This is a genomic window from Gluconobacter kanchanaburiensis NBRC 103587 (assembly GCF_007988905.1).
Taxonomy (GTDB): Bacteria; Pseudomonadota; Alphaproteobacteria; order Acetobacterales; family Acetobacteraceae; genus Gluconobacter; species Gluconobacter kanchanaburiensis.
The window spans coordinates 20,055-46,269 of the sequence record NZ_BJVA01000005.1; the positions used below are offsets into that span (position 1 = coordinate 20,055).

Below are 26,215 nucleotides of genomic sequence, written 5' to 3' on the forward strand. Positions count from 1 at the left end.
GCAGCACCTCCTCGGTCTTGGGATCGACCTTGAAGGCTTACTTGCGAAACTCTTCTGCAATGCGAGGGCAGCGCCGATGAACGACGATGCGCTTGAACGCCTTCAGCCGATCGATGCCGTCTTCTACGCTCCCTGGCCACTTCTTGGCGGGCGTCATGTTGTAGCGGTAGCGGGTCGCCATGAAACTGATGTTCTGCGGGGAGGCGCAGTCCGCCTTGATTGGCCAGCGGCGCGTTCCAGGGATCTCGTCCAGAACCTCGGGTAGCTCATCCAGATGGATGCCTGTTCCGCCAGCTTCGTAATCAACGTAGAGCACGTCATCACGAATGAAGCACCGGACGGCCGCCGTCGGGTCCTGAGAGAAGCCCCAGTCCATAGAAGAACCGGGCGTCCTCAGGCGTCTCGAAAACATCGACCGTGACGCGCTTACGGAAGATCACCGCATCGGAAATGGTGACGTAATCACCCTCCCAGACGTGATCATATTCGTCAGGCCGCGCCCTCTGGTCCTCCATGCGCTCGGTTGGCAGAGTGCCGTCATCGAACCACGGATTATCTGACCAGTTCGCCCGGACGGCCGTTAGATCGGCGCGGTCCGATCCTTCACCCCGAAAGAATTCGTCAATAGGATCATCAGAAGACGCAGGGTTCCATGACGCCCAGATTTCAGAGTCCGGTTTACGAAGCGTTGGCCGCAGCATTCGCCACGAGTAAGAGCTGATCGACTGGGCTTCTTCAATCCAAGCGCGGTCAAAGCCCTCCAGCGACTTGATGCTGTCAGCCGTGTGGTTTTGGAGGCCCTGAAAGACGATCAGGCCATCGCCCGGTGTCTTGATGACCTGATCCTGCACGTCGAAATGTTTGTGCAGGTTGAACTGGTTGATCTTGTCCACGATCAGCTGCTTGGATGATCGCGCAATCGACTTCTGGATTTCGCGGATGCAGACCGTTCGGTGGCCCGGTATCGCCAGATGCTCTTCAACGGTCAGACCGCCAAAGAAGTGCGACTTGCCAGAGCCTCGGCCACCATACGCGCCTTTGTATCGGTTCGGCTTCAGCAGAGGCAGAAAGACGCGCGCTGTGGGGATCTCCAGCGCTTTCGTCATGCTCAATCCTTCTTGGGTACGTCCACGACCACACGCCTGATTTCCGTAAACTCCAATGGGCCACCGTCAGCGCCGGTGTGTTCCTGCGTGATCTTGTCGCCGTATACCTTCGGGGCTCGCTTGCTCATCACCCATTTAAGAGCGTCAATTTTGACGCGGGCAGCAGCAGCCGTCACAGGGTCTGCCGATCGCGCTTCGCTCAGGATTTCTGCTTCATAAGCATCAGCAGCGACCTCGCGCGCACGGGCGTACTGTGTGCTGCGTTCAGCATCAGTCCTGATGTATCGCCGGATCGTCGTCCAGTCCGGCATGTGGGCCATGGCAGAGATGTCACGAATCGTATGTCCTTGCTCGATCAGGTCCAAAACCTCATCCCAGACTTCAGGAGTGATGGGAGTAGGCGGGGCTCTTTTAGGACGAGCCGGAATAACTTCCGCCTTCTTCCTCGCCATAACTACCTCACCAGATATTTCGGGCACCCAGCCTCAACGCGACGCGCATCCATCTCACGCCCAATCGCACCATAGACCCGACAAAGCAGAGCAGGGGACAAAGCCCCGTCTTTGGTCAGCTTGCCAGCATTATGAAACACGAACGGTTTGCACCGGATCAGCGCACCATCGACCAGCCCAAGATGCAGTGTATCAGGAAACTCAATCTGAATATCCGCACGGTGTCTGACCGTCCTTGTCGGAAGAACGAGACACAAGGCCGCATTGCCTGATTGTATTCCTGCAATCACATGGAGCGACCCACGCCATCTCACCACATCACCAGTTGTGAGGGTGGGTATGGCCATCGCTGATTGTCCGGAATAACACTTGCGCTACAGGCGCAATTCTTCAGTGTTGTCCAACCGTATCAGGGCGCGCTGGCAGGTACAAGCCCTTTCTCGGCGGCATTGCGTTCGATCCGTTCCCTGATTTCGCGACGAGTGTCTGTATACGCCGCAGGGAGTTGCTCAAGAACCAGCGCGCATTGAGCGGAGACCTTCCCGCGCTGAAGAGCTTTTCCAAGAGCGGGGTAAAGTGCTGCTCCCATGGCTGAGAATGACAATTCCCGCGCCAGCATCATTTCCAACCGAACATGGGCGCAAAACCCCAGGCGATCACGGATCATGCCAATCCGCTCGGCAGCATTTCCACGCGAGATGGCGAAGGTGTGGACATCACCCTTCACATAACCGGACGGCAGAACGTCATTCAGGACATCCAGATATCCGTGGTTTGCGAACACATAATCGCAGATCCACCATTTCGCGGCTGTGACTGCATCGCCGTTGATGTCTCCCGCCATATGCAGGGCGTTTACGGTATTGAGCTTGATCCGCTTCTTGCCCTGCCATTCATAGTCCCCCTTCGCCATCCTCTCCGGCGTAGGAGAATTACCCTCCGCCCGGGCTGGAATGAATGCCGTTTTTCGGACCGTCTTCGGCGTCGAAAACTGGCGGATCGTGTCGCCGAGTCCGGTGCGGGATTTCAGGGCTGCTGGCATGTGGAGATGTTAGTACAGGGGAGGGTAGCTGTACAAGAGAAAGAAACAGTATCATTCTTGAGCGTGTGTCATTTTGAAAGTGTTTTTAGTGCCCAATATCCATCCCCAATCTTCATTTTTTATTGCGGGAGCGATGATGGTATTTGGGTATGATTTCAGTATTTTTATATTTGTTAAGTATTTGTTGAGTCTATACTTTGAAGTTAAATTAAATGATGGGAAGTTGAAGATATCTACCGCTGTGCAAGTAATATCTTTGCTGATCTCGTTTCCTCTTATTTTCTTTTTTATGGCCTTGGCTATGATGATGAATTATGAATTCATTCATGAACTTTTTCAGAGGCGTTAAAAAGCCACCGGCTGGGTCATAGCACCCGCCGTCCTTCGGGGCGGTTTTTCATAAACGGTTTTTCAATATCTTTTCATAGGACTGAGCTGACAAAGCGTGTGAGTATTCTCCCAGACAGGTGTTGCCATTATGGCTTTATTGGAGGGTCTCAATATGAAAAAAGCTTTTCTAGCATCTCTCATTTGCGTCACCGCTCTGTCAGCTTGTGAATCTCCTCAGCAGATGGTCTCCCAGAAGGAAGATCACCTCGCCGCGGCGGGGTTTCAGCTCAAACCCGCTTCAACCCCTCAGCGGATTGCCATGCTGAAGAAGCTGCCAGCTCATCACTTCGTTCGCCGTATCCACGGTGACACGGTGAGCTACGTTTACGCTGATCCAACGGTATGTGGTTGTCTGTATATCGGCGATCAGGCGGCATATGGACGATACCAAGCATATCAGCAGCAGCAGAATATCGCTGACGAACAGCAAATGGCTGCGCAGGACTACCAGGACGCTCAGTGGAACTGGGGGGAGTGGGGCCCTTGGGGCGGCGGCTTTGGCCCAGGCTATGGATTTGGTCCAGGCTGGGGCTGGTAAGCCCTCGTCACTTTATCGCCGTGAGGCTGCATATTTCCTTGAAGCCGCTGCATAGCGTCTGACGGCATCGGTGCGGCCATCATGGTTCTGTAGTTCATGTATGCCGCTGCCCAGTCCCGGGGCTTAGCCAGCGTTGCGGCGTACTCGCCGATGCAGGCCGGCCAGGTGTTGGATTGGTCGGTCATAGCGCCATTCCTTCGCCTGTGGCCCGCAGTTCGCGGATCACGGCGTCGGCCAGAGCGCCAGCCCGCGCCATTTCCTTCGCATCGGGCCGCTTACGTTCCGGCTCACTCGGCTTTTCGGCCATAGCGAGGATTTCCCGCAGGCCGGTGACCTCGGACCGGATCTGCTCGGCATAGGGCCGGAGATGGGCATACAGTTCGCCCGGTGCTGGCCAGCGAGAGCCGATGGGGTAGCCGTTGCGGTCTGCCTGCCGGGTCCACGCGATGCGGGTTGCCGGGGTCCAAGCTCCATCCGGGATATCGGAGCAGACCTCGGCAAAAACCGCGCAGATTTCGCCGGACGGGACCGGAGCGTTCGACACCAGCGTTGCAAGCTTGGCCAGCCAGGTCTTGATCCCCTCGAACGGAGGTGGCTTTGCGGCAGCCTCGGCCATGGCGAGTTGGTGACGGACTGCACTGATGCGGTCCGGCGTCAGGTCGGAGCGCCAGAGATACCCTTCGCGCTTTGCCGCAATCAGCGCCCTGAGGTCACCGCTTGCCGGAGCGTATCCTGAGGCCTTGGCGATGGTTGCACGGGTGAGTTTTGCAATTTCTGCCATGGTCAGTACCCCTCCAGCATCACGCCGGATTTCCATGCGGCCGCATTGTCGGCCCGTTGCTGCGCCTTGCTCGGGACGGTTGGTGTTCGCATCCCATCTTCACGCCGAACCCAGTTCCGCCACGTCGCGTCCCAGTCGGCTTTGCAGCCTTTGGCGCCTGGCACGCCGAGCCAGTAGTCGCGGAAGACTTCGGCCGTCCGGACAGGATCGACCTGGCTGGCTTCGGCGAACTGGACCTGATCAGGGGTAGGCTGCCAGTCGGCAGGGAGGCGGGAGGCTCGTTTCGATTTTTCCGATTTCGGATTTTGCGCGCGCTCACTCTCGAACGAAGTGAGAGAGGTATTACCTTCTTCCTTTCTTACCTTCCTCCCTTCTTCCCTTCTGTTTTCCAAATCCGCGACTGGTACAGTACCGGTAAGCGACTGGTCGCTGTTATCAGGCGTTTCCTTGGCTTTCGATCCTGTAGCGGTATCGTTTTTCTTACGCTCTTCCTTGCTCAGAACGTGTACCGTCCCTGCATATTCTCGTATTTCCGAGGGCATCGGACAGAACCGATCTGGTTTCTGTGCCCGCTGCCACTTGCCGAAATTGCGTACCGCTCCGAACCTTTTCCCGTCCTCGTCATATTCCAGTATGAGATTGCTACTGGACAGTTCTTCGAGCAGGGCAGCCACATCGACGTTGTCGGCAGGGAAGATCCGCATCTTGAGGGTGAGGGGCTTCCACTCGAAACCGCCGCCATCATCAGCGTGATTCCAGATCCCCATGATGAGGACACGGGCAGCCATAGACAGCGTCGCAAACGCTTCGTCAGTCCATAAGCCAGGGTGAATGCTACGGATACGTGCCATCAGGCCATCACCTCCCCACGCAAAGAAATGCCCTCACGGGACAGGAAGCCGATCACGTCATCCAGACACCGGCAGACGGCGACAGGCGCACCTGTGGACTTGAGGCGCTTGTGCAGCGCCCGCTGTTCCTTTGAGACGGTGCCCGTAGGCGTCTTGATCTCGACGTAGAGCGCCCGGCCTGCGTGCGTGAACTGCATGTCCGGCACGCCCGCGATGCAGCCGCGGGCCTTTCGCCGTGCGCCTTCGCGCTGTCCGTTGCGCCGGTTCTCATTGCTCCAGGCCACAACGTCCTCCGGCAGAAGGATCTGCAGGGCGCGCCAGATGTGGGTATGGAGCCGGTCTTCTTCATGAGACATGGCGTCACATCCCCAAAGCGCGGCGGTAGACGTCGAGTAGCGTTTCCTGCTCTTCCACGTCGGCGGGTTCCTGCTTCCGGATCCGGATGATCTGCTTGATGACCTTCACGTCGAAGCCCGCGCTCTTGGCTTCGGAGAAGATGTCCTTGATGTCGCCGGAAAGGGCTTTGCGCTCGCTTTCCAGCCGTTCCACACGCTCAATGATGTAGCGCAGGCGATCGGCAGCAATGCCGCCTTCAACCGCCCCTGAATTATAGCCTGTCATTTCACTCATCGGTTCTGCCCCCGCATGGGAATGCACACGATCTGCGTGACGTAGCCGAGCGCGTTGATGATGCTCTCCGGCATCGGGTCTTTCTTGCCGTTGAGGGCCTGGGAGACGTCGGCTTGGTTGATTCCGGTCTTGCGGCTCCAGGCGCGCTGTCCGCCCGCAAGACTCACTGCATCCTCAAGAACTGATTTCATGGATGCAATCGGACGTCCGGTGATGTCGCTCATTTCCGAAGTTCCTCCCGCGCCGCATTGAGAGCCCGCTGATACCGGGCTATCTCGGCCTCGGCCCAAGAGGACCAGGCATCCCAATCGCGCCAGAGAATGCGCAGCCATGCGAACCGATATGACGGAGGCGGTCCCGCGTGATGGCCGAACCCGAACCGGCCTAGTTTAAGGGTGAACCAGGGCATTGTGTGTCCTCACGCGCCTTGCGGCGCTCTGCGACGAGGCGTTCAACCTCATCAGCAATGGAGTTGCAGGAGGCCATCAGTTCGATCAGCGCCTCAATGTCGGGCGCGCTTGATCCTGAGAGCCAATTCTTCGCGGTCCGGGGCGTCTTGTTCGACGCGCGGGCCAGCATCTCTTGAGCAAACCGATACGGCTTGAACTCGCGTGCGATGACGTCGAGCAACGAAGCGCGGATCGGGCGGACGGCCGCGCTCATCGTGGCCCTCCTTGTGTCTGAAAAGGACCAACGTTGGTCTGTCTTGGACCAAGCTACGCATCGATTTTCCCCATTCTCTGCCGTGTCACCGAGCAGAGAAGGAGCAACAGCGATGGAAGGAGACGCGCCCCAGACACCACAATTCGAAGCCGACGCGGGCAGGCCGCATCTAGCCGTTGCACTGTGCCGGGATGCCCAGTTGTGGGGCACCCTGCACAGCCGGCAGCCGCAGGAGGTCAAGGACCACCTGGCACTCAAACTGGCGATGTTGGTTGGAGCGGACATCTGGGGGTGAGGCTCAGTGCAGCCGACCGTCCCGACCGAACGCGAAGTCCGGCACGGGAGGCGGATTGCCGTTCCAGAGTGCCGACCATGTCACATCCGAGTAGGCGTCATACGGTTGGCGCGTTTCGGGAGCAGCCTGCACCCTCTTCGGATGCGTGACCTCGTGACGGGCCTTCTTCCATTTGGTCCGGAGGGCTTTCGGAACCTGTCGCTCTATCGCAGCAGATAACGAGCCCCATGAGATGCCACGCTTCTTAGCGATGACGGTCGCGCTTTCTGCGCGCTCCATCATTTCAAGGAGGACTGGCAGGAGCGGCTCCCAGTCAATGCGGTTGTGGGTGTTTTCAGGCGACGAGCCGCCCTTTGCGCTCCCATTCGGCGACAGGCCAGCAAGGCTATGACGGGCGATCATTGAGGAGAGAGAGGTCTCTTTCACCCCCAGATGATTGGCGATCTCGCGGCGGGTCTTTCCCGACCGCAGCATCTGCTCGATTTCCGCGAAATGCGGTGCCCAGTCGAAGGCTTTCACCATCACGCAATCCTCCCAGCAAAATGCGCCCGGATGAACGCGGCGAAGGACAGGGCGCAGAAGGCACAGGTCAGAAGGTCAAGCATTGGCTGGCTCCTTCCGCTTGGCGCGGGTGGGGAGGGCCGCAGCGGCAATACGCTCCACAACGTCAATACGGGGAGAAGTCGTACCTCGTTTCCATCGTGTCCAAGTGCTGACCGCAACTCCGGCGCTGGTGCAAACATCTCTCATCGACCTGCCGGAGGATTTCGCAGCAGCTTCGATTTCCGTGGGTGTGGGTATTTTGGTCATGCCGGATCATATGCGCATTATTGCGCAATCCACAAGCGCAAAAGTGCGCAGGGACGTTTTTATATTGATGTGCGAAAATGCGCATATGAATAATAAGCCCACCATTCCTGATGTGCGCGAAAAGCAGCGCGCCTGGATCAATCAGATCCGCGACAGGTTTGGCGAGACCTATGCGGGAATTGCGCGGAAGAGCGGGATGGCCCCCTCAACTGTCGTTCGGTTTATGAATGATGAAACCGCCACCCATAGCCTATCTGCAAAAACGGAAGCCAAAATAGCGGTAGCTTTCAATGTGGAGCCTGCTGCTAAGCCTGCCCTTGAGCCGATTTCTGACTTTAATCGCGTACCCGTGATTGGTTACGTTCAAGCCGGCGTGTTTCAGCACGGGTTCTCGCAAGACTATTCATCGGAATATGTCTCCGTTTCTCCGGATCATAGATACCCCAACCTCCCACGCGTGGCCTTTCGCGTGCGTGGAGATTCCATGGACCTTCTGTACCCAGAAGGAACGATTGTGTTGGCGGTCCGGATCAACGATTTAGCGAGAGCGCCGAAGAACGGAGAAAAGGTCGTCGTGATCCGCCAGACCAACGGCGACCAGGAAGCGACGATTAAGCAAATCGAGATCAAGGAAGACGGCAAGGTCGTGCTTTGGCCTCGCAGTTCAAATCCTGAATTCTCAGCAGCTATCGTGCTTCCGTCGATGGCTGATCTTGTCGAGATGCCAGACAACGGATGCCGTCCAGAATACTGGATCGAAGGCGTCATCATTCAAAGCATTCGCCCTGAATGATCCGCGTCGTTGGGAAGTGGACTTGGAAGTGAGAGATTTATATGCAGCGCGTTGGCTGGAATGCTAAATGACTGACATGAGCAAGGCATCTTTCACAGTGGCCTACGATGGGCCTGCGTTGCGCGACCACTCGATGGACGTGCGCGCCCTTGCGCCCGCATTACTAGGATTTGGCCAACTTATTGATGCGGCTAATGCCGTCCTCAACAAGGAGGCTGCACAGACTAAAATCCATGTGAAGGCGTTAGAAGCTGGTAGCTTCCAAATATCCTTTGAAGTCGTACAGAATTTCTACGAGCAGGTTATAAATCTTTTCTCGGGACCTGATGTTAGTGCCGCAGCAAATCTTTTAGGAATATTGGGATTTGGCGTCAAAGACGGAGTGGTCGGAGCTAGGCTTGGGGTAATATCTCTCATCAAGTGGCTTCGCGGAAGGAATCCGGATAGCGTTCATGATCTTGGAAACGACATGGTGCGTATCCAATTTGGGGACAATACGCTAGACGTTCCGATAAATACGCTTCGAGTCCTGCAAAGTGTTCCAGTCAGAGACGCTCTACAAAAGGTTATTGAGGAGCCTTTAAAACAGGACGGAATAGACAAGTTCGAAGTTCGGGAAAACGGAAGATCTGTAATTTCTGTTAACCGAGAAGAATCCACGTGGTTTTCAAAGCCGTCGTTACCTGAGCAAATCTTAGTGGATGATCATCGGCGCGGTGCTTTCTCCATCCTTTCTCTCGCTTTTAAGGAAGATAATAAGTGGAGGCTTCATGATGGAGCCAACACTATCAGTGCTACGATTGCAGACGAAGACTTTATACGCCGTGTGGACTCCAATGAGGTCTCATTTTCTAAGGGAGATGTACTGATTTGCGAGGTTCACCTTATCCAGAAGCGTACTGAGGCAGGCTTGAAAACGGAATACACCGTCGAAAAGGTTCTCGACCATATTCCGGGCACCCAACAGATCCCATTAAATTTTTCAGACTAACTCCACCCGGCTCCGGCCGGGTTTCTTTTTGCTCAATAAATTTCAGGAGTTATCCAATGGATTTTAGTCAGAATATCGTAGAACTAGGCACCCTAGCGGTCAAACTCTATCGCGACATGTCAGGTATCCAGCACGATAACGAAATTCCGGAAATCTTTTTGGGTGGCCAGATTGCCCTTGGGCTCCATAACCAATGCGCTCTTCATGCTCACGTTGAACGCCCTTACCTCGATATTCTTCGCGAACTGGGTGGCTCCGTCGGAAGTGAAGAAATTAACGCCTTCGGTGGATTACGTGCCGATGTTGCCATTTACAAAGACAACATACCGATTGCGATCATTGAGCTGAAAATATGCGATGAAGGCGATCGCCGAGGGGGTAAGGTTCTCGCTGATCTTGAGAAAATGAAGACGCTTTCAGAAGGCCGAAAGCTTGATACCTATCTCGGTATTCTCCTGACCGATATGGATAAAGGCTTGCTTTGCGACGAGCGGCGTACCCAGATCGAGGCACTTCTCGAGGGAAGATTCAGTGGTGCAGGAGCCTTAGAGGCAGCTTCACGTAATGCTGGCTGGAACTGGCAGTTCCTCTCTGGAAAATTCTGACATTCAGGAGAGCAGAATCAGTTTCTTATAGTAACTAGCACCCCAGACAGGCATTGAATAATTGTCCCCCCGCCTATGGAGACGATCATGCCTCATATCCACGCCGCCTGCGGGCAACCACCAGCGCCGGCGCCTAACCCTCCCGGTGCGCCGCACCCCAATCCTTACCCGCCCGCGGGCGAACCGCCGCCGATGCAGGAGCCGCCAGAACCGCTGAATTGAGCAGCGTTTCTCTTTGTTTCATTCTTGCCACGATCTCGCACAAGATGCCCCTCGTTATGATGCGCAGGAGGTATTTATGAAAAAGATTGCGAAAATCGGCACAGCTGTTGGTTTGGCACTCGCGCTCTCCGCATGTTGGGGACCTGGTCCCGGCGGAATGGGTGGGGACCAAGGAGGCCCCGGTGGCGGTCAGGGTGGCCAACAAGGAGGCCAGGGCGGCGGATATAGCCAAGGCGGCGGCCAGATGGGCGGCGGAGACGGAGGTCAAATGGGCGGTGGTGGCCCAGGCGGCGGAATGTAAGATTGAGACCCAGCTTCGGCTGGGTTTCTTTTTATATCCGAGTGCGCATTTTTGCGCTTGCAGTATGCGCAATAGTGCGCATATAGTTTTCCCACACCGCACGAAGCGGCGAGGGAGAACCACAATGGCGAACCTGCCTGACAATTTCTCACAGAGTGCGTTTGATGCCCGCTACGGCGCTGGCAACACGGCTCTGGACGACGAATACGATTACCTGCGTGGATTGCAGAAGGCGTATGACGCGATCGACGTTCTGGACGATCCGAACGAAGATCAGCTTTCCGAACTGCTGGCCCTTGAAGACCAGATCGCAGACCAGCTCATCACCATTTCGATGATGGAGGATGCGTGATGTCAGCAATACTGACGCGCCCGGTCTCTTATGATCAGGCCTGCAAGGATCTGGCCCCGGTCTGGGAATATCTCAAAGAACAGCGCCAGCAGGCCAATTTCCTGCACGGGACGAGGGCAGAGCGGGCTTTACGAGACGAGCGCACCGCCGAAATCGACCGGGTGGAAAAGCGCCTGAATGACTTCGTGGCCCAAGTAACCACCGACTGACACCAGCAGTAAACGACAGGAATTTCTGAAATGCGTGAAACAGCAAACGCCCGAAGTGCGTCCGGTCCTTGGAACAAATTTCGTGCCGGACTGGATGAACTGCACGACCTCCAGAGTGAATACGTGACCTGCGCAATGGCGCTGAACCGGGATCTGCACCCATCACATTTGAAATCCTGATGGCGAATGCTGAGGCCATCGGTCGCCGTACAGCTATGCTTGGAGAAGCAGCATGAGTGATAAAGAAATTGCCGCATCAGAGCGTTACGGTCGTCTTAATTCATACGACTTGCGCCGTGCGCTTATGTGCCTTCCCAAGGATGTCCTAAATGTCATCAAGGATGGGAAGTTATTCTTGGCTGGCGGATACCTTCGTGCCTGCGTTGCCGGGGAGCCGATTTCAGATATTGATATTTTGTCGCCTAACCGCACAACAGCTGAAAAGTGGGCACAATATCTCTCAGGAAGTCGGGGAGGACGCGAACCGTGGCATACCAAGAATGCTATTACTCTCTCCGAGGTTGGCAAGACCCCAGTTCAGTTCATCCACAGATGGACCTTCAACGCTCCAGAAGAGATCATAGAGAGCTTTGATTTCACGGTTGCGCAAGCCGTCATTTGGTATGATGGCGCGATATGGAAATCTCTTGTCTCTTCTAATTTTTATCAGGATCTAGCGGCAAAGAGACTTCGATATACCTTCCCAAATCGCCACGAAGATGCGGGCGGAAGCCTTCTGCGCGTCCAGAAATTTCTAAAGCGCGGCTATGATATTTCGCCCGAAAATCTAGCCAAGGTTATTTCGCGCCTGATTGGTGGCGTCAGGGAAGATTCGCCGTTTTGGCAGGGCACCGAGGAGTATAAGGCCACGATTTTAGCCTCTCTCCTCCGCCAAGTTGACCCGCTTCACATTATTGACGGGGCCCCGTCAGAGGATTGCCTTGAGGATCCAAGCACACCCGAACGCACTGAGTTTGATGCGACAGGAGTGCCACTATGAGCGCCCGCATCGAAAAGCCCGGCATCTACGACATGCCGGAGGCTGTATATCACTCGGACCCATGCTTGGAGCCGAGCCTTTCGAACTCCATTGCGCGCGTTCTTTTAGACCAGAGCCCGATGCACGCTCATTACGCGCATCCACGACTCAATCTTAAACGTGAGCCGTTTGAGGTCACGGCAGCGATGGACTTTGGGACGGCCCTTCACAAGCTGCTTCTCGGCAAGGGGGCAGCAATCGTCGAAGTGAAGGCGGACGCCTATCGTTCGGCTGCGGCGAAAGAGGCTTCGTTCCGCTTCTCACAGAGGCTCATGACCGCGTTTACGAGTGTGCCGGTGCAGTTCTTGAGCAGATGAAGCAACGCGAGGATTGCGCTGAGTTCTTTGCGCCAGGCCGCTCGGAAGCGGTGATGATTTGGAAGAAGGGGGGCATCTGGTGCCGGGGAATGGTCGATCGGCTTCCAGATGATCCGAAAGCTCCGATCTTCGACGTGAAGAGCACCGGCATGAGCGCGAACCCGACCGAGTGGGATCGCCGCATGGTCAAAGCGTATCGCACGCAGGATCGGTTTTACGCGCAGGGAGCGCAGATCCTTCGCGGTGTTGAGCCTCAGCCTATGCGCTTCATCGTTGCAGAAATGAAATCACCGTTTGCTGTCTCAGTTCTGACGCCAGCACCAACGCTTCGCAGCTTGGCCGAAGATGATGTGTCTCGCGCCCAAGACATGTGGAGCAACTGCCTCAGGCGCAATGAATGGCCCGGCTATCCGCACACCGCACACATCGAAGCCCCGAACTGGCTGCTTCGCGAGGCTGAAGAACAGGCCATGCGCGATGATGCCCTGGAGTACGCACTATGACCTTCACTATTCGCCCTGCTGTCCGCAGCAAGATTGGCCTCCTGTTCGGGATTGCCGGTGCGTCTGGGTCCGGAAAAACGTTCTCAGCCCTGACACTTGCGGAAGGGATTAAGGGCAAAGACGGAAAGATTGCCGTCATTGATACCGAGGCCGGCCGCGCACTGCATTATGCGCCGAAGCCCGGAGACAAGGCGAACCCAGCCAAGGGAACGTTCGATTTCCTGCACCTCGATTTCCCAGCTCCCTTCACGCCGTCGCGTTATGTTGAGGCCATCAAGGCCGCTGAAGACGCTGGCGCGACCGTCATCGTCATCGACAGCATGTCGCACGAATGGGACGGGGAGGGCGGCTGCTCCGATATGGCTGAACAGGCGGCGATCGCGGCTGCGACCGATCGGAACGGCGTTGTGCAGGCGTGGAAAGTCGATGCGATGACCGCGCCAAGCTGGAAGAAGCCGAAGCAGTTGCACAAGCGCATGATGGCAAAACTTATCCAGACGCGCACGCATCTGATTTTCTGCCTTCGCGCTCAGGAAAAGATCAAGTTCGAAAAGGTCCGCAACGAGCAGACCGGAAAAGAGCGAAACGAGATCCGTCAGCTTGGCTTTATGCCGATCTGCGAGAAGTCATTCATGTTCGAGCTTTCCGGCTCCATGACGATGCACCCGGAGACACCAGGCCAGCCGCGTTATGATCTGCAACGGAAACTGAACCACGATCTCCAGCAGATTTTTCCACATGGCGAACAGATCACCATTGAGAAGGGAGAGCGCCTGCGCAGCTGGGCTGATACCGGCGAGGATCGGCCGCCCGTTGATCAAGACGCGGAGGATGCAGCAGGGCTGATTGGTTACATCCAAGACGCCCACAATGAGGAGCGTTTGCAAACCATCACAGGTTCACCGAAGACAGTTCGCTTTCGAAATCATCTCTCAGAAAACCGTCCAGATCTTGCAGATCGTGTCACCGACGCTGTGAACGAAGCTTTGGCAATTTTCAACCAAGAGGTCGCGGACGAGGGAGAGGCGGCATGACCTACTCCCGCGACCTGAACGAGGACGTGAGCCAGGAGATTGCGCTCTCGTTCCTTCTGGATCGGATCGAGCGTCCGGCTTCTGCGCCTTGGCTGGCCGACCTCCGCCACGACGACAACGAAATCCGCCGCGAGTGCGGCCTGCTGAATACTGAGAAGTGGAACGCGTGATGAGTGAAGCGATGGGAAAGCCGATCCCGCCCCGTGAGCCTGATGGCCAGTTCGCATGTTTCCAGACATGGGTGAACAAGGCTGCATCATGGATCGGAGGTACCAACTCGGCTTGCTGGGATGCTCAGGGCAGGCGCTGTCGGATCGGCGCAGATTTCATGCGTGCAGACAAGGAAGGAACCTTCCCTGTCTCCTACTGGTACGGAGAGGGCGACCAGACGCCCGCGGAGCAGCGCAAGAGCCGGCGAACAGTTGAGCGCCGCCGCCGGAGTGGATGGCTATGACCCACTTTCCCACCTTCTGCGAGGCGCTGGCCCTCGTAATCCTGTTCCACATTGCGGCCGGTTCGCGGCCGGGGAGTGTTTGAGATGAGTGAGACGATCATGCCCCGCTGCCTGCCAATTCGGGCAGCGGCAGAATATTTGGGGATCAAAGAGAGCCTGTTTCGTGAACGTGTAGCCCCGGAAATTGCCTCGTTCACCATTGGCACGCGCCGCCTCTGGGATCGCAAAATGCTTGATCGGTGGCTGGATCGTCAGTCTGGCATCGAGAGCGCGACGATGCAGACCAGGCCGCGCAGTGCATTGGATGAATTGCTGAACACCTGATGGTTTCTGTCCGAGTGAAATACCTGCAACGGCACCGGGGCAGGGATGGGAAGGTGCGCGTCTATTTCAGGCATCCGCGCCTTCCACGTCAGGCCCTCCCACCCATAGATGATCCCGCCTTTTGGTCAGCCTATCATGCGGCCATTGCCCAGATCCCGAAAGACGAGCCAAAGCCCATCCGTGGAACAGGAACATTCGCGCGGTTATGCGAGGACTGGCTCAAGAGCAATGCCTTCCTGTCGCTCAAGCCCTCAACACAGGTCGGGCACCGCAACATCGTCCTGCGGATGATGCGGGAGGATTTTGCCACCTTCCATGTTTCGGACTTCGAGCCCAAGCACGTCAGAGCTATCATCAATCGCTTCTCGGACCGGCCAGCCTCCGGAAATCGGTGGCTGAGAATCTTCAGCATCCTGTTTCGCCTGGCGATAGAGCAGGACCTGATCCAGATAGATCCATCCCGTGACGTCCGACGCCTCAAAGAGAAGGCAGAAGGGGCAAGGGCATGGACGAATGTAGAGGTTGCTCAGTTCCAGGCTCATTGGCCTCTTGGATCCCGGGCACGGACGGCTTTTGCACTGCTGCTTTATACCGGGCAGAGACGATCAGACGTGGTGAAAATCGGTCCAGCCTGCATCAAGGAAGGCATGATTGCTGTCACGCAGCAGAAAACTGGGACAAGCTTGATGGTTCCCATCCTCAAAGACCTCGCCTTGGCTCTGGCAGCAACATCAAATGTGAAGGCTTACTATTTGGAGGTCACGCCAGGACGAAAACCCTCCTCCGATTCGCTAGGCAATCTGATGAAGGATTGGACGCTGGCAGCTGGCTTGCCGCCCGACCTCTCGGCACACGGCCTACGAAAAACTGCGGCTCAAAGATTGGCAGAGGCGGGGTGCACAACGCATCAAATCGCAGCGATCACTGGTCACAAAACATTATCAGAAGTGGAGAGATACACGCGCTCAGTCGATCAAAGGAGACTGGCAAAACAGGCGATGGCACTGCTTGAGGCTGTAAAACCAAATGCGTAGTTTTGTAAAATCGGCTAGAAATTAGCTGTTTTCTGCGGGTTGAAATCGTCTCTGGAGGTCCGGGCGGGAATCGAACCCACATACGCGGATTTGCAGTCCGCTACATCACCATTCTGCCACCGGACCTCGATGGAGACAGGGGCTATATCCCCTTTGAGCCCCGTCGGGTCAAGCCTGATAATCGATCTATGGAAGGATTTTTCTTCTAGCTTCTGACAGGCTATTAAGGACTGATTCACATAATGATGTGATATGATGCATACTTAAAGAGCAGGAAATCTCATGACTTCAGGATGCAATGGCGCGACGAAAATGACAGCCCCGATCGGGCTTGGTCTGCTATCGCTTCTCCTGAGCGGAACTGCTCTTGCCCAGAAATACGATGGCAGCGGTTCGCCAAGTTTTGTGCCCCATACTCTTCAGGAAGCGCTCGCAACCGCCTATCTGACAAATCCAACCCTCCGTGAAGAGCGTGCGCATCTCAGGGCTACAGATGAGCAGCTTCCCACAGCTCTCGCCGGCTGGCGTCCTACCGTCCAAACCAGCATGAATCTGACCTATTATGACGGCAGCACCAATTATGCGTCGAAAGGCGCTTATCTGGGAAGTGAACGCCGCTATCAGACGCCTGGCTATATGGGCAATGTGGGTATCACCCAACCGCTCTATCAGGGCGGCAAGACAGTAGCCAGCGTTCATGCCGCCACAAATCAGATCATGGCGGAGCGCGCCCACCTCATACAGACTGAACAGGACGTCTTCACGAATGTTGTCAGTGCTTATGTCGGGATCATTGAAGATGAACAGCTTCTCCAGATCGCAATCAATAATGAACACGTCCTTCAGCAGCAGGTAGAAGCCACCCAGGAACGCTTTCATGTTGGAGAAATAACCCGGACTGACGTGGCGCAGGCGCAGGCTGCACTTGCAAGCGCCACAGCCGAACGACAGCAGGCCGAAGGAACCCTCCAAAGCGCTCAGGCAACATACTTGCAGGTTGTGGGGATTGCAGCAGCTCCGAACCTCGAGGCGCCCCAACCGCTAAATCTCCCAGTCCGCAGCGAACAGGAAGCCGTAGCTATCGCTGTTCAGAACAATCCCCAAGTTGTGAACGCACTTTTTACTGAAGCTCAACGCAAAGATAACATTTCTGTTCAGATTTCGCAGATCATGCCCAAAGTGTCAGCAAGTCTGAACTATCAGAGATCTGTCAATCAGGCTTACGGCGATTCACTCCAAGATAACAAATTCGGCGAAATCGAATTTTCCGTTCCCCTCTATCAGGGAGGATCCGAGTACGCCTCAATCCGCGGTGCAAGACAGGATGCACAGGCAGCTCATCGGGAAGTGGACGTCCAACGCAGAACAGCACTGCAGAAAGCTGCATCAAGCTGGCAGCAGATGGTGTCGTTCAAACAGTCAATCTCCAGCGATCGCACAGCTATATCTGCCAACGTAATCGCGCTGGACGGGGTCGAACGTCAGGCCCTTGTGGGAACAAGCACCACACTGGCAGTTCTTCAGCAACAGCAGACACTCCTGCAATCGCAACGGACACTCGTCCAGCATCTCTCCAACCTCGTGACGTCATCCTATGCCGTAGCGGCGGCAATTGGTCGTCTCACAGCCGTCGACCTTAAACTCGGCGTCCCGCTGTATGACGAAAAAGCTTATTATAACGCCGTTAAAAACAAGCTCTGGGGCCTGAGTGATTATGCCATCAATCAGCCTGGCCGATAAAAATTTCAACAAACGGAATATTCAAAGTCCATGACCTCTTCCGACACGGCCCAGCACATACTCAATGAAGACACCGCGGTGTCAGATGTCCTGAGCTCGATCAGACGTGTCCTCCACGAGGATCACACTAGTCTCCAGCCCTCAGAACGCGAGGATACAAAGGCCATGTCTGACCACAGCGACGAGCTGATCCTGGACAGCTCCATGATGGTAGCTCCCCCGGTAACTACTGATAAATCCGATGACCAAACTTCCTTAGGGAATACAAAATCTTCCAGCTCTGATGCTTCAGCGCCCGAAAAGGACGACCTCATGAATGCGCAGACCGTCGCTGCAGCCGAGCGTTCTCTGGACGAACTACATGCGGCTCTCAGTGGGTCTGCACCACTAGCCTCTGAAACTGTCATCAGTAAAAGCAGTGGCCTTACAATCGAAGACATGGTCCGCGGAGAAGTCCGCAGCATGGTTCGCACATGGTTGGACGCACATCTGCCCTCGCTGGTTGAAATTCTTGTCCGTGCGGAAATTGCCCGGCTGCGTCCACGGGAGTAAGAAGGGCGAAGGAGGCTGACAGCTTCCTTCTGCTATACTGATTTTCCTGGATAACCATGCTCGAAAAAAGCTTCGTCCCCGCCGATCATGAACATACCCTCTATGATAAGTGGGAGAAAAACGGTGCTTTCCGGGCTCATCCCGAACAGCCGGGAGAGCCTTTTTCGATCATGTTTCCGCCACCGAATGTCACGGGAACGCTTCACCTCGGTCACTCTCTGAATTTTGTTCTTCAGGACATGCTCATTCGATGGAAACGCCAGGAGGGGTTCAACGTCCTTTGGCAACCCGGTACGGACCATGCGGGTATCGCTACGCAGATGGTCGTCGAACGGGCGCTGGACAAGGAAGGGAGCAGCAGGACCGCACTCGGGCGTTCCGGATTCCTTGAGCGTGTTTGGGAATGGAAGCAGGAATATGGCGACACCATTGTTCAGCAGCTCCGCAAACTGGGCGCTTCAGCCGACTGGGAACGTGAACGCTTCACGATGGACGAAGGTCTGTCCCGTGCGGTTCGGAAAGTGTTCGTCACTCTTTACAATGAAGGTCTGATTTACCGCGACCGTCGCCTGGTCAACTGGGATCCAAAGTTCCGATCTGCCATTTCTGATCTGGAAGTTGAAAACCGCGAAACCAACGGGTCAATGTGGTATATCCGCTACCCTCTGGAAGACGGTCGAACCCTTACCGTTGCCACGACCCGGCCCGAAACAATGTTGGGCGACGTTGCAGTCGCCGTTCATCCCGAAGACGAACGTTATACCGACATGATCGGGAAAAACGTTATTCTTCCCCTGACAGGGCGACGCATTCCTGTCGTCGCAGATCTTCACTCAGATCCTGAAAAAGGCACAGGCGCTGTAAAAATTACGCCTGCTCATGATTTCAACGACTTTGAAGTCGGCAAACGTCACGGGCTGCCTGCTCCAACAGTTCTCGATGAAACAGCCTGCCTGTGGATTAATGAAATCCAGTCTGAACTTCAGGACATTGCTGGCCTGGCCTCTGTTTCCTTCGTGCAAAACCTACAGGGGCTGAGCCGGGAAGAGGGCCGCAAGCAGGTTGTGGCCGAGCTCGAGCGTCTGGAATGTCTGGAGAAAATCGAGCCACACAAACTTCAGGTTCCTTATGCAGAGCGTGGCGGCGCGATCGTAGAGCCGCGTTTGACCCTGCAATGGTACTGCGATGCAAAAACACTCTCCGGACCAGCAGTGGAAGCCGTTGAAAATGGTAAAATCGCATTTGAACCGCGTCAGTGGGAAAACACATTCCATGCCTGGATGCGCGATATACAGCCTTGGTGCATCAGCCGGCAGCTCTGGTGGGGACACCGGATACCAGCCTGGTATGGTACAGACGGAAAGGTCTACGTCGCTGAAAATGAACAGGAAGCCCAAGCCCAGGCGGGGGCGAGCATAGGTCTTACCCAGGATGAAGACGTTCTGGACACCTGGTTCAGCTCGGCCCTATGGCCTTTCACGACGCTTGGCTGGCCTGACAGAACGGAAGAACTGGCCCGTTACTATCCGACCAGCGTGCTGGTAACTGGCTTTGACATTATTTTCTTCTGGGTTGCCCGGATGATGATGATGGGTCTGCATTTCATGGACGATGTTCCGTTCCGGACTGTCCTGATCCATGGGCTGGTTCGGGACGAGAAGGGACAGAAAATGTCCAAGTCCAAGGGCAATGGTCTGGATCCGCTTGATCTTGTGGCTGAATTCGGGGCGGATGCGACGCGCCTTGCGATCTGTGCCGGAACGGGGCCTGGACGGGACATCAAGCTTGGGCGCAAGCGCGTTGAGGAACATCGTGCTTTTGTCACAAAGCTTTGGAACGCCGCACGCTTCCTTGAAATGAACGGGGCCAAGCCGACGGTAGGATTTGATCCTGCCAGCGTCAAAAGCGCGCTTGGACGCTGGATCCTGACCGAAGCGAACGATGCCATCGCAGAAGCAGGGCGGGCTCTCTCGGCCTATCGTTTCGATGAATATGCCAACTGCTGCTACCGGTTTGTCTGGAGCCGCTTCTGCGACTGGTTCGTGGAATTTTCGAAGCCCGTTTTTGCAGCGGAAAACGAGGAAACCACCGAGTTGCGGGCCATTAGCGCGCATGTGCTGGGGCTGATCCTGCGTCTGATGCAGCCGGTCATTCCGTTTGTAACGGCAACACTGTGGGAAGAACTCGGATATCCCGGTGCTTTCGAAGAAATCCGCTGGCCACAGATCATGACCGTCACCGAGGCGGATGAGGCCCGAGCTGAACTCGACTGGGTGATCCGCCTTATCGGAGACGTCCGGACGGTCCGTTCGGAAATGAACATCCCGCCGTCGCAAAAGGCCCCGCTGCTGCTGCGGGATGTAACTGCGGAAAATCTCCGACGTGCCAGAACCTGGGCCGAAGCTATTGGCCGTATGGCAAGGGTATCGGAAGTCGGGGTGGTGGGAGACGAGACACCACGCAACGCAGCACAGATCGTACTTGATGAAGCGACTGTTTTCATCCCGCTTGAAGGGCTGATTGATCTCGATGCTGAACGCACGCGGCTTGGCAAGGAAGCTGCCCGTATTGAAGGCGAAATCGTCAAAGTTACGCGCAAGCTGGACAATGCGGATTTTGTTGCCCGCGCAAAGCCGGAAGTCGTGGAGGAAAACCGGGAGCGTCTTGTGACCTTCCAGAGCGATCTGTCACGCCTCAAGGCCGCGCTGGGACGTCTTGCCTGATTTGAAGCCTGGGCTTCGTCTCTGCCTCACCGTTCTTGCCGCTCTGGCAGGAACGGCGGCAGCAAGGACGCTCCCGGAGGGGAGAAGCCTTCAGAATGTGACCATTGCCGGTGAACGTCTTGAAGTTGCAGTTTTTAAACCTGCCTCCTGTCAGATCCGCTCCATTCTAATTGTTCTCGCGGGAAAGAACCGGGATAGCACAACGTATCGCAACGATTCGGTTCCTCTCGCAAAACATGAATGCAGTCTTGTGTTCGCTCCGGATTTCCCAGTAGCGCGTTTCCCAGTGGATCAGTATCAGCGTGGGGGTTTCCCTGCCGTCCATCATACTGCACCGGCCGCCTTGTATATGAGGCCATTGGAGCAATGGACACGCAGTATTTCGAACGAGCGGAACATTCCGATCATTCTCATCGGCCACTCTGCAGGCGCACAGTATCTGGAGCGCGTAGCTGCATATGCTCCAGGCGAGGAAATCATGACAGTCATCATGAATCCATCGACCTATGTTGAACCCGAGACAGACACCCCTGTTCCTTACGGATTCCGAAACTGGTCTCAGCCAGCCGGTCTTCCGGATCTGAAGCGTTATCTAGCCCGGAACATCGCAATCATTCTGGGCTCGGACGATACGGAGCCGTCACCGCTAATTAACCGGATACCGGCTGCGGTGGAACAGGGCCGCAATCGCCTTGAACGGGGTCAATGGGCTTATGCCCAAGCCCGCGAACAGGCTGAGAAGCTCAATGTTCCTTTTGGCTGGACGATTACCCTCGTTCCGGCAACCGGGCATGTCGCATCCCGAATGCTGGCGTCCTCGGAAGTGCAGGACGCCATCGAAACTGCGATCAGAGCCGCGTCTTCACCGTGATTTGCGACAGGTCACGAACTGCTCCGTGGGCGGCGCTTGTCGTCATAGCGGCGTAGGCCTGAAGAGCTTTGGAGACGACACGCTCACGATCAGGCTTCCACGCATCTGAGCCATGGGCGTTCATGCGCTCACGCCGATCTGCGATATCGGAATCTGAAACAGCCAGATGCAGGCTCCGGTTCGGAATATCGATCTCAATACGATCGCCATCCTCGACCAATCCGATCAGGCCACCTTCTGCGGCTTCAGGAGACATGTGGCCGATGGACAGGCCCGAGCTTCCACCTGAGAAACGTCCATCCGTGATGAGCGCACAGACCTTTCCCAGACCTTTGGATTTCAGATAGCTGGTCGGATACAGCATTTCCTGCATGCCGGGGCCACCTTTCGGCCCTTCATAACGGATGACCACGACGTCTCCAGCCACGATGCGGTTGCCGAGGATGGCTGCCACGGCATCATCCTGACTTTCGAAGACGCGCGCCGTTCCGGTGAAGGTCAGGATACTGGCTTCGACACCGGCCGTTTTGACGATGGCACCATCTTCAGCGAGGTTGCCATACAGCACGGCCAGACCGCCATCCTGCGAGAAGGCATGGGCCTTGTCGCGCAATACGCCAGTTTCGCGGTCCTGATCCAGTTCATGATAACGGCTGGACTGCGAGAATGCATGGACGGTGCGGACGTTACCAGGAGCGGCCTTGAACAAATGGGCAGCTTCTTCATCCCCGTTCAGGATGTCCCACTTTTTCAGTGCATCGCCGAGCGTGGGCGCGTGGACGGTCGGAACGCTCGTATCGATCAGGCCCGCGCGGTTCAGTTCACCCAGAATAGCCGGGATGCCGCCTGCGCGATGGACGTCTTCCATGTGTACGTCGTTTTTAGCCGGGGCGACCTTGCATAGATTGGGCACACGGCGCGACAGGCGATCGATGTCGTGCATGTGGAAATCAACGCCGCCTTCGCTGGCAGCGGCCAGAAGATGCAGCACCGTGTTGGTCGAACCGCCCATGGCGATATCAAGCGTCATGGCATTTTCGAAAGCCGCGCGGGTTGCGATGCTGCGGGGCAGGGCGGAGGCATCGTCTTGTTCGTACCAGCGACGTGCCAGTTCCACGACCAGACGCCCAGCGCTCAGGAACAGCTCGCGACGGTCGCTATGGGTAGCGAGAAGTGAGCCATTTCCGGGAAGAGACAGGCCCAGCGCCTCGGTCAGGCAGTTCATGGAATTGGCTGTGAACATGCCCGAGCACGATCCGCAGGTCGGGCAGGCCGAGCGTTCGATCTGTTCTGACTCACTATCGGAGACTTCCGGATCAGCAGCCGCCACCATCGAGTCAACAAGGTCAAGCTTACGCGTCACACCTGGGCCGTTGATCTTTCCTGCTTCCATCGGCCCGCCGGACACGAACACGACGGGGATGTTCAGGCGCATGGACGCCATCAGCATGCCCGGCGTGATCTTGTCGCAGTTGCTGATGCAGACAATGGCATCCGCGCAATGGGCATTGACCATGTATTCCACGGAATCAGCAATCAGCTCGCGCGAGGGCAGGGAATACAGCATGCCGCCATGGCCCATCGCGATGCCGTCATCGACTGCGATCGTGTTGAATTCCTTGGCAATGCCGCCCACTTCCTCGATCGCGGATGCCACCAGACTGCCCATGTCTTTCAGATGGACGTGGCCGGGGACGAACTGTGTGAAAGAATTGGCAATAGCGATAATTGGTTTGCCGAAATCGCCATCCTTCATGCCCGTTGCCCGCCAGAGCGCACGGGCGCCAGCCATGTTGCGGCCGTGAGTGGTGGTGCGGGAGCGGTAGGCGGGCATGGACGATACTTTCATAACGAAGGAAGCCCCTGTTCCATAGCGAATCAGACGCGGGGAAGCCAGTGCAGGAAAGATATGAAAAGCCGGACGGGCTCCCCTTGCCCGGAAGACTCCGTCCGGTCCAAACTCGCAACAAAGATCAGGAGCTTTTTGTGAGACGTCATTTTCTGAGCCTCGGCACAGCTCTGGCCGTGAGCTGCCTGTATGCCGCGCATGCTGCCGAACCCTCCGCCCCCCGTTCCGCCGTCACTGCCGACATGATCCAAAAGGGCAGCGATATTCCTACCCATATCAGCATGCCCGTCGATCAACGCGACTACATCAAGCGCGACGTAATGATCCCGATGCGCGATGGTATTAAGCTGCATACGGTCATCGTCATTCCCAAAGGTGCGAAAAACGCTCCAATCCTGCTGACCCGCACGCCATATCATGCCAGCGAACGCGTCAATCGGGTTCCGAATGCGCCCACCATGCGCGCCATTCTTCCGCAGGGAGACGGGGTTTTCGTAGATGAGGGTTACATCCGCGTCTTTCAGGATATCCGCGGCAAATATGGCTCACAGGGTGATTACGTTATGACGCGGCCGCCGATCGGCCCGCTGAACCCGACCAAGACGGACGATACCACGGATGCCTGGGACACGATCGATTGGCTGGTTAAGAACCTGCCGGAGAGCAACGGTCGCGTTGGCATGACCGGTTCGTCCTATGAAGGCTGGACGGTGGTCATGGCGCTTCTTGATCCACACCCAGCATTGAAGGTCGCTGCACCCGAAAGCCCGATGGTTGATGGCTGGATGGGAGATGACTGGTTCCATTATGGCGCCTTCCGGCAACCGGGACTGGACTATTTCACCGCGCAGATGACTGAAGCAGGGTCCGGCCCTTCCATTCCGCGTCCGGATGCAGACGACTACACGACCTTTCTGGCGGATGTCTCCACCGGGAATTTCGCCACGAAAGCGGGTCTGGACCAGTTTCCCTGGTGGCGGCGCATGAAGGCCCATCCGGCCTATGATGCGTTCTGGCAGGAACAGGCCCTTGACCAGCTTATCGTGAAAAAGCCGCTCAAGGTTCCGACCATCTGGGAGCAGGGGCTATGGGATCAGGAAGACATGTGGGGCGCCATTCATTCCTGGATGAATCTGAAGGCGCATCACACGCAGGTCCCGAATATTCTCGTCATGGGGCCGTGGCGTCATAGTGGCGTGAATTACGATGGCTCCACGCTTGGCCCGCTGCATTTTGATGGCGATACGGCACTCTGGTATCGCGCGAACGTTATGCGCCCGTTCTTTGACCACTATCTGCTGAATACGCCCGATCCGCATCTGGACGAAGCCATCATCTACAATACCGGCGAAAACCACTGGGATCATTTCCGTAACTGGCTGAGCGACTGCGGCACGACCTGCATGCAGAAGGGGGAGAGGCTGTATCTTCAGCCTGATCATGGGCTGGCATTCAGACGGACCCTGCCTGGGGCGGACAGCTACATTTCGGACCCCGCACATCCCGTTCCGTTCGTGGAGCGTCCCTATACAATGGGCGAAGATCCGCGCTGGAAAGCTTGGCTCGTGACTGACCAGCGTTTCGCTGAAAGCCGCCCCGATGTCCTGACCTATGAAACGCCCGTTCTCGATTCGCCCGTTACGGTATCCGGTGTACCCACGGCCGATATTTTTGCCAGCACCACGGGGACGGATGCGGACTGGGTCGTCAAAATCATTGATGTCCAGCCGGGTCTGACGCCCGACAATCCGCAGATGGGCGGGTACGAACTGCCGATGTCCATGGATATTTTCCGCGGCCGCTACCGTCAAAACTTCGATCATCCGACCGCCATTCCGGTTGGGCAGGTACAGGAATACAAGTTCACGCTTCCGGCCATGAACCATGTTTTCCAGAAGGGGCACCGGATCATGGTGCAGATCCAGTCGAGCTGGTTCCCGCTCTATGACCGTAACCCGCAGACCTTTGTACCCAACATCTTCGAGGCGAAAGCCTCAGACTACCGCACGGCGACCCAGACCATCCATCGCGGCGGCGACCATGCCAGTGCGATCTGGCTTCCGACCGTCAAGGCCGCGCCCTGATTTCCGCCAGGCTCCCGGCTAAAGATACTACTCTGCAACTCGTCAAACCCTGACAGCCTTCCCATATGGAGGGCTGTCCCTTTTAACGGAGCTTCACATGACAACTCCTTCTCACGCGCTGTCATCCATTCTGCTCGGCGGAGGCTGCTTCTGGTGTGTGGAGGCCGTCTTCAGTGGTCTACGCGGCATCATTTCCGCAGAGCCGGGCTATGCGGGCGGAAGCACTCCGAACCCGAGTTACGAAGATGTCTGCACAGGCCGGACAGGTCATGCTGAAGTCGTCAAGGTCGTTTTCGATCCGGTAGAAATCGGCCTGGACGATGTCCTGCGCGTATTTTTTACAACACATGATCCGACCCAGCTTAACCGGCAGGGCAATGATATCGGCACCCAGTACCGTTCTGTGATTTTTGGAGCCGAGGAAGAGCAGCAGACGGCTCTTAAGGTCCGGGATGAACTGATCGCGGAAGGGCTCTGGTCCGAACCGGTCGTAACGCTGATTGAAGGCCCTGTTCAGTTCTGGCCTGCCGAGGAAAAGCACCACGATTATTTCGCCCGCAACCCACAGACGGCATACTGCTCCGCCGTAGTTGCTCCGAAAGTGGCAAAAGCCCGAAAGCTCTATCGGGATCGGCTCAAGCAGCCCGATCAGATGTAATC

The 26,215-nt window shown here is 56.3% G+C and carries 35 protein-coding genes and 1 tRNA gene; 22 read left to right on the plus strand and 14 right to left on the minus strand.

Annotation, left to right across the window (positions count from 1 at the left end):
* Nucleotides 1-37: 37 nt before the first annotated feature.
* From GKA01_RS05470 to GKA01_RS05490, 5 genes are all read right to left on the minus strand, one after another.
* Entirely contained in the window at nt 38-316 is a 279-nt protein-coding gene (locus tag GKA01_RS05470; protein ID WP_244289169.1) for a hypothetical protein, read from the minus strand.
* Nucleotides 317-320: 4 nt separating this feature from the next.
* Nucleotides 321-1,106 (minus strand): PBSX family phage terminase large subunit, encoded by a 786-nt coding sequence (locus tag GKA01_RS05475; protein ID WP_146860016.1) that lies wholly within the window; start codon nt 1,104-1,106, stop codon nt 321-323.
* 2 nt (nt 1,107-1,108) lie between these two features.
* Nucleotides 1,109-1,558, minus strand: a complete 450-nt coding sequence (locus tag GKA01_RS05480) for a terminase small subunit-like protein (protein WP_146860018.1) — start codon at nt 1,556-1,558, stop codon at nt 1,109-1,111.
* Nucleotides 1,559-1,560: 2 nt separating this feature from the next.
* Entirely contained in the window at nt 1,561-1,905 is a 345-nt protein-coding gene (locus tag GKA01_RS05485) for a hypothetical protein (protein ID WP_146860020.1), read from the minus strand.
* A 62-nt stretch (nt 1,906-1,967) separates the two neighbouring features.
* Nucleotides 1,968-2,600, minus strand: a complete 633-nt coding sequence (locus tag GKA01_RS05490; RefSeq protein ID WP_146860022.1) for a hypothetical protein — start codon at nt 2,598-2,600, stop codon at nt 1,968-1,970.
* 502 nt (nt 2,601-3,102) lie between these two features.
* Between GKA01_RS05490 and GKA01_RS05495 the strand changes: the two genes are divergently transcribed.
* Nucleotides 3,103-3,528, plus strand: coding sequence for a hypothetical protein (locus GKA01_RS05495; RefSeq protein ID WP_146860024.1), 426 nt, complete (start codon nt 3,103-3,105; stop codon nt 3,526-3,528).
* A 181-nt stretch (nt 3,529-3,709) separates the two neighbouring features.
* Here the strand turns inward: GKA01_RS05495 and GKA01_RS05500 are convergent, their stop codons facing one another.
* From GKA01_RS05500 to GKA01_RS05530, 6 genes are all read right to left on the minus strand, one after another.
* A complete protein-coding gene (locus GKA01_RS05500; protein ID WP_146860026.1) occupies nt 3,710-4,309 on the minus strand; it encodes a hypothetical protein in 600 nt (199 codons plus the stop codon).
* A gap of 2 nt (nt 4,310-4,311) precedes the next feature.
* Nucleotides 4,312-5,160, minus strand: coding sequence for a hypothetical protein (locus GKA01_RS05505; RefSeq protein ID WP_146860028.1), 849 nt, complete (start codon nt 5,158-5,160; stop codon nt 4,312-4,314).
* Nucleotides 5,160-5,516 (minus strand): VRR-NUC domain-containing protein, encoded by a 357-nt coding sequence (locus GKA01_RS05510; RefSeq protein ID WP_146860031.1) that lies wholly within the window; start codon nt 5,514-5,516, stop codon nt 5,160-5,162. Before GKA01_RS05510 ends, GKA01_RS05505 begins: the two co-directional genes overlap by 1 nt.
* A gap of 4 nt (nt 5,517-5,520) precedes the next feature.
* Nucleotides 5,521-5,790, minus strand: coding sequence for a DUF2312 domain-containing protein (locus tag GKA01_RS05515; protein WP_194265807.1), 270 nt, complete (start codon nt 5,788-5,790; stop codon nt 5,521-5,523).
* Complete coding sequence (locus tag GKA01_RS05520) at nt 5,787-6,014, minus strand: helix-turn-helix domain-containing protein (protein ID WP_228119793.1); 228 nt, start codon at nt 6,012-6,014, stop codon at nt 5,787-5,789. The genes GKA01_RS05515 and GKA01_RS05520 overlap by 4 nt, the downstream gene beginning before the upstream one ends.
* A 160-nt stretch (nt 6,015-6,174) precedes the next feature.
* Nucleotides 6,175-6,453 (minus strand): helix-turn-helix domain-containing protein, encoded by a 279-nt coding sequence (locus GKA01_RS05530; RefSeq protein ID WP_145995631.1) that lies wholly within the window; start codon nt 6,451-6,453, stop codon nt 6,175-6,177.
* An 82-nt stretch (nt 6,454-6,535) separates the two neighbouring features.
* Here GKA01_RS05530 and GKA01_RS05535 point away from each other — a divergent pair, with 82 nt between their 5' ends.
* On the plus strand, nt 6,536-6,748 hold the full coding sequence (locus tag GKA01_RS05535) for a hypothetical protein (RefSeq protein WP_146860035.1): 213 nt from the start codon (nt 6,536-6,538) through the stop codon (nt 6,746-6,748).
* A 3-nt stretch (nt 6,749-6,751) separates the two neighbouring features.
* Here GKA01_RS05535 and GKA01_RS05540 read toward each other — a convergent pair whose 3' ends face one another.
* Complete coding sequence (locus GKA01_RS05540; protein ID WP_146860036.1) at nt 6,752-7,270, minus strand: hypothetical protein; 519 nt, start codon at nt 7,268-7,270, stop codon at nt 6,752-6,754.
* 187 nt (nt 7,271-7,457) lie between these two features.
* Between GKA01_RS05540 and GKA01_RS05545 the strand changes: the two genes are divergently transcribed.
* From GKA01_RS05545 to GKA01_RS05600, 14 genes are all read left to right on the plus strand, one after another.
* Complete coding sequence (locus tag GKA01_RS05545; protein WP_146860037.1) at nt 7,458-8,351, plus strand: LexA family protein; 894 nt, start codon at nt 7,458-7,460, stop codon at nt 8,349-8,351.
* A gap of 67 nt (nt 8,352-8,418) precedes the next feature.
* Nucleotides 8,419-9,342: a hypothetical protein gene (locus tag GKA01_RS05550; RefSeq protein WP_146860038.1), complete on the plus strand. Its 924-nt coding sequence runs from the start codon at nt 8,419-8,421 to the stop codon at nt 9,340-9,342.
* 56 nt (nt 9,343-9,398) lie between these two features.
* Nucleotides 9,399-9,947, plus strand: coding sequence for a hypothetical protein (locus tag GKA01_RS05555; RefSeq protein ID WP_146860039.1), 549 nt, complete (start codon nt 9,399-9,401; stop codon nt 9,945-9,947).
* A 647-nt stretch (nt 9,948-10,594) separates the two neighbouring features.
* A complete protein-coding gene (locus GKA01_RS05565; RefSeq protein WP_146860042.1) occupies nt 10,595-10,822 on the plus strand; it encodes a hypothetical protein in 228 nt (75 codons plus the stop codon).
* The gene (locus tag GKA01_RS05570; RefSeq protein ID WP_194265806.1) at nt 10,822-11,031 is read left to right on the plus strand and encodes a hypothetical protein; all 210 of its coding nucleotides are present in this window, start codon (nt 10,822-10,824) and stop codon (nt 11,029-11,031) included. Before GKA01_RS05565 ends, GKA01_RS05570 begins: the two co-directional genes overlap by 1 nt.
* A gap of 30 nt (nt 11,032-11,061) precedes the next feature.
* Nucleotides 11,062-11,211: a hypothetical protein gene (locus tag GKA01_RS13590; RefSeq protein ID WP_167506319.1), complete on the plus strand. Its 150-nt coding sequence runs from the start codon at nt 11,062-11,064 to the stop codon at nt 11,209-11,211.
* Between the two features lie 52 nt (nt 11,212-11,263).
* Nucleotides 11,264-12,031, plus strand: coding sequence for a hypothetical protein (locus GKA01_RS05575; RefSeq protein WP_146860046.1), 768 nt, complete (start codon nt 11,264-11,266; stop codon nt 12,029-12,031).
* Nucleotides 12,028-12,387, plus strand: a complete 360-nt coding sequence (locus tag GKA01_RS13765) for a hypothetical protein (RefSeq protein ID WP_228119792.1) — start codon at nt 12,028-12,030, stop codon at nt 12,385-12,387. Before GKA01_RS05575 ends, GKA01_RS13765 begins: the two co-directional genes overlap by 4 nt.
* Nucleotides 12,384-12,890, plus strand: a complete 507-nt coding sequence (locus tag GKA01_RS13770) for a PD-(D/E)XK nuclease-like domain-containing protein (protein WP_228119791.1) — start codon at nt 12,384-12,386, stop codon at nt 12,888-12,890. The genes GKA01_RS13765 and GKA01_RS13770 overlap by 4 nt, the downstream gene beginning before the upstream one ends.
* Nucleotides 12,887-13,924: an AAA family ATPase gene (locus GKA01_RS05585; RefSeq protein ID WP_146860048.1), complete on the plus strand. Its 1,038-nt coding sequence runs from the start codon at nt 12,887-12,889 to the stop codon at nt 13,922-13,924. The genes GKA01_RS13770 and GKA01_RS05585 overlap by 4 nt, the downstream gene beginning before the upstream one ends.
* Nucleotides 13,921-14,094 carry a hypothetical protein gene (locus GKA01_RS13595; RefSeq protein ID WP_167506320.1) on the plus strand — a complete coding sequence of 58 codons (174 nt, stop codon included), beginning with the start codon at nt 13,921-13,923 and terminating at the stop codon, nt 14,092-14,094. The genes GKA01_RS05585 and GKA01_RS13595 overlap by 4 nt, the downstream gene beginning before the upstream one ends.
* Nucleotides 14,094-14,378: a hypothetical protein gene (locus tag GKA01_RS05590; RefSeq protein WP_146860050.1), complete on the plus strand. Its 285-nt coding sequence runs from the start codon at nt 14,094-14,096 to the stop codon at nt 14,376-14,378. Before GKA01_RS13595 ends, GKA01_RS05590 begins: the two co-directional genes overlap by 1 nt.
* Before the next feature lie 84 nt (nt 14,379-14,462).
* Nucleotides 14,463-14,702 carry a hypothetical protein gene (locus GKA01_RS05595; RefSeq protein ID WP_146860052.1) on the plus strand — a complete coding sequence of 80 codons (240 nt, stop codon included), beginning with the start codon at nt 14,463-14,465 and terminating at the stop codon, nt 14,700-14,702.
* A 53-nt stretch (nt 14,703-14,755) separates the two neighbouring features.
* Nucleotides 14,756-15,736 (plus strand): tyrosine-type recombinase/integrase, encoded by a 981-nt coding sequence (locus GKA01_RS05600; RefSeq protein ID WP_167506321.1) that lies wholly within the window; start codon nt 14,756-14,758, stop codon nt 15,734-15,736.
* A 52-nt stretch (nt 15,737-15,788) separates the two neighbouring features.
* Here GKA01_RS05600 and GKA01_RS05605 read toward each other — a convergent pair.
* Nucleotides 15,789-15,862, minus strand: a tRNA-Cys gene (locus tag GKA01_RS05605).
* Between the two features lie 156 nt (nt 15,863-16,018).
* Between GKA01_RS05605 and GKA01_RS05610 the strand changes: the two genes are divergently transcribed.
* The 4 genes from GKA01_RS05610 (at nt 16,019) to GKA01_RS05625 (ending at nt 21,622) form a co-directional block, all read left to right on the plus strand.
* Nucleotides 16,019-17,476 carry a TolC family outer membrane protein gene (locus tag GKA01_RS05610; protein ID WP_194265805.1) on the plus strand — a complete coding sequence of 486 codons (1,458 nt, stop codon included), beginning with the start codon at nt 16,019-16,021 and terminating at the stop codon, nt 17,474-17,476.
* A gap of 312 nt (nt 17,477-17,788) precedes the next feature.
* Nucleotides 17,789-18,028 carry a DUF2497 domain-containing protein gene (locus GKA01_RS13775; RefSeq protein WP_244289170.1) on the plus strand — a complete coding sequence of 80 codons (240 nt, stop codon included), beginning with the start codon at nt 17,789-17,791 and terminating at the stop codon, nt 18,026-18,028.
* Between the two features lie 56 nt (nt 18,029-18,084).
* A complete protein-coding gene (locus tag GKA01_RS05620) occupies nt 18,085-20,751 on the plus strand; it encodes a valine--tRNA ligase (RefSeq protein WP_146860058.1) in 2,667 nt (888 codons plus the stop codon).
* A gap of 97 nt (nt 20,752-20,848) precedes the next feature.
* Entirely contained in the window at nt 20,849-21,622 is a 774-nt protein-coding gene (locus tag GKA01_RS05625; RefSeq protein ID WP_244289171.1) for an alpha/beta fold hydrolase, read from the plus strand.
* On the opposite strand, the gene ilvD is transcribed toward GKA01_RS05625, so the two are convergent.
* Nucleotides 21,600-23,456 carry a dihydroxy-acid dehydratase gene (gene ilvD / locus GKA01_RS05630; RefSeq protein ID WP_146860265.1) on the minus strand — a complete coding sequence of 619 codons (1,857 nt, stop codon included), beginning with the start codon at nt 23,454-23,456 and terminating at the stop codon, nt 21,600-21,602. The two genes, GKA01_RS05625 and ilvD, sit on opposite strands and share 23 nt — an antisense overlap.
* A gap of 152 nt (nt 23,457-23,608) precedes the next feature.
* On the opposite strand from ilvD, the gene GKA01_RS05635 reads away from it, so the two are divergent.
* Nucleotides 23,609-25,555 (plus strand): CocE/NonD family hydrolase, encoded by a 1,947-nt coding sequence (locus tag GKA01_RS05635; protein ID WP_146860062.1) that lies wholly within the window; start codon nt 23,609-23,611, stop codon nt 25,553-25,555.
* A gap of 97 nt (nt 25,556-25,652) precedes the next feature.
* Nucleotides 25,653-26,213, plus strand: a complete 561-nt coding sequence (gene msrA, locus GKA01_RS05640) for a peptide-methionine (S)-S-oxide reductase MsrA (protein WP_146860063.1) — start codon at nt 25,653-25,655, stop codon at nt 26,211-26,213.
* The last annotated feature ends 2 nt before the right edge of the window (nt 26,214-26,215 follow it).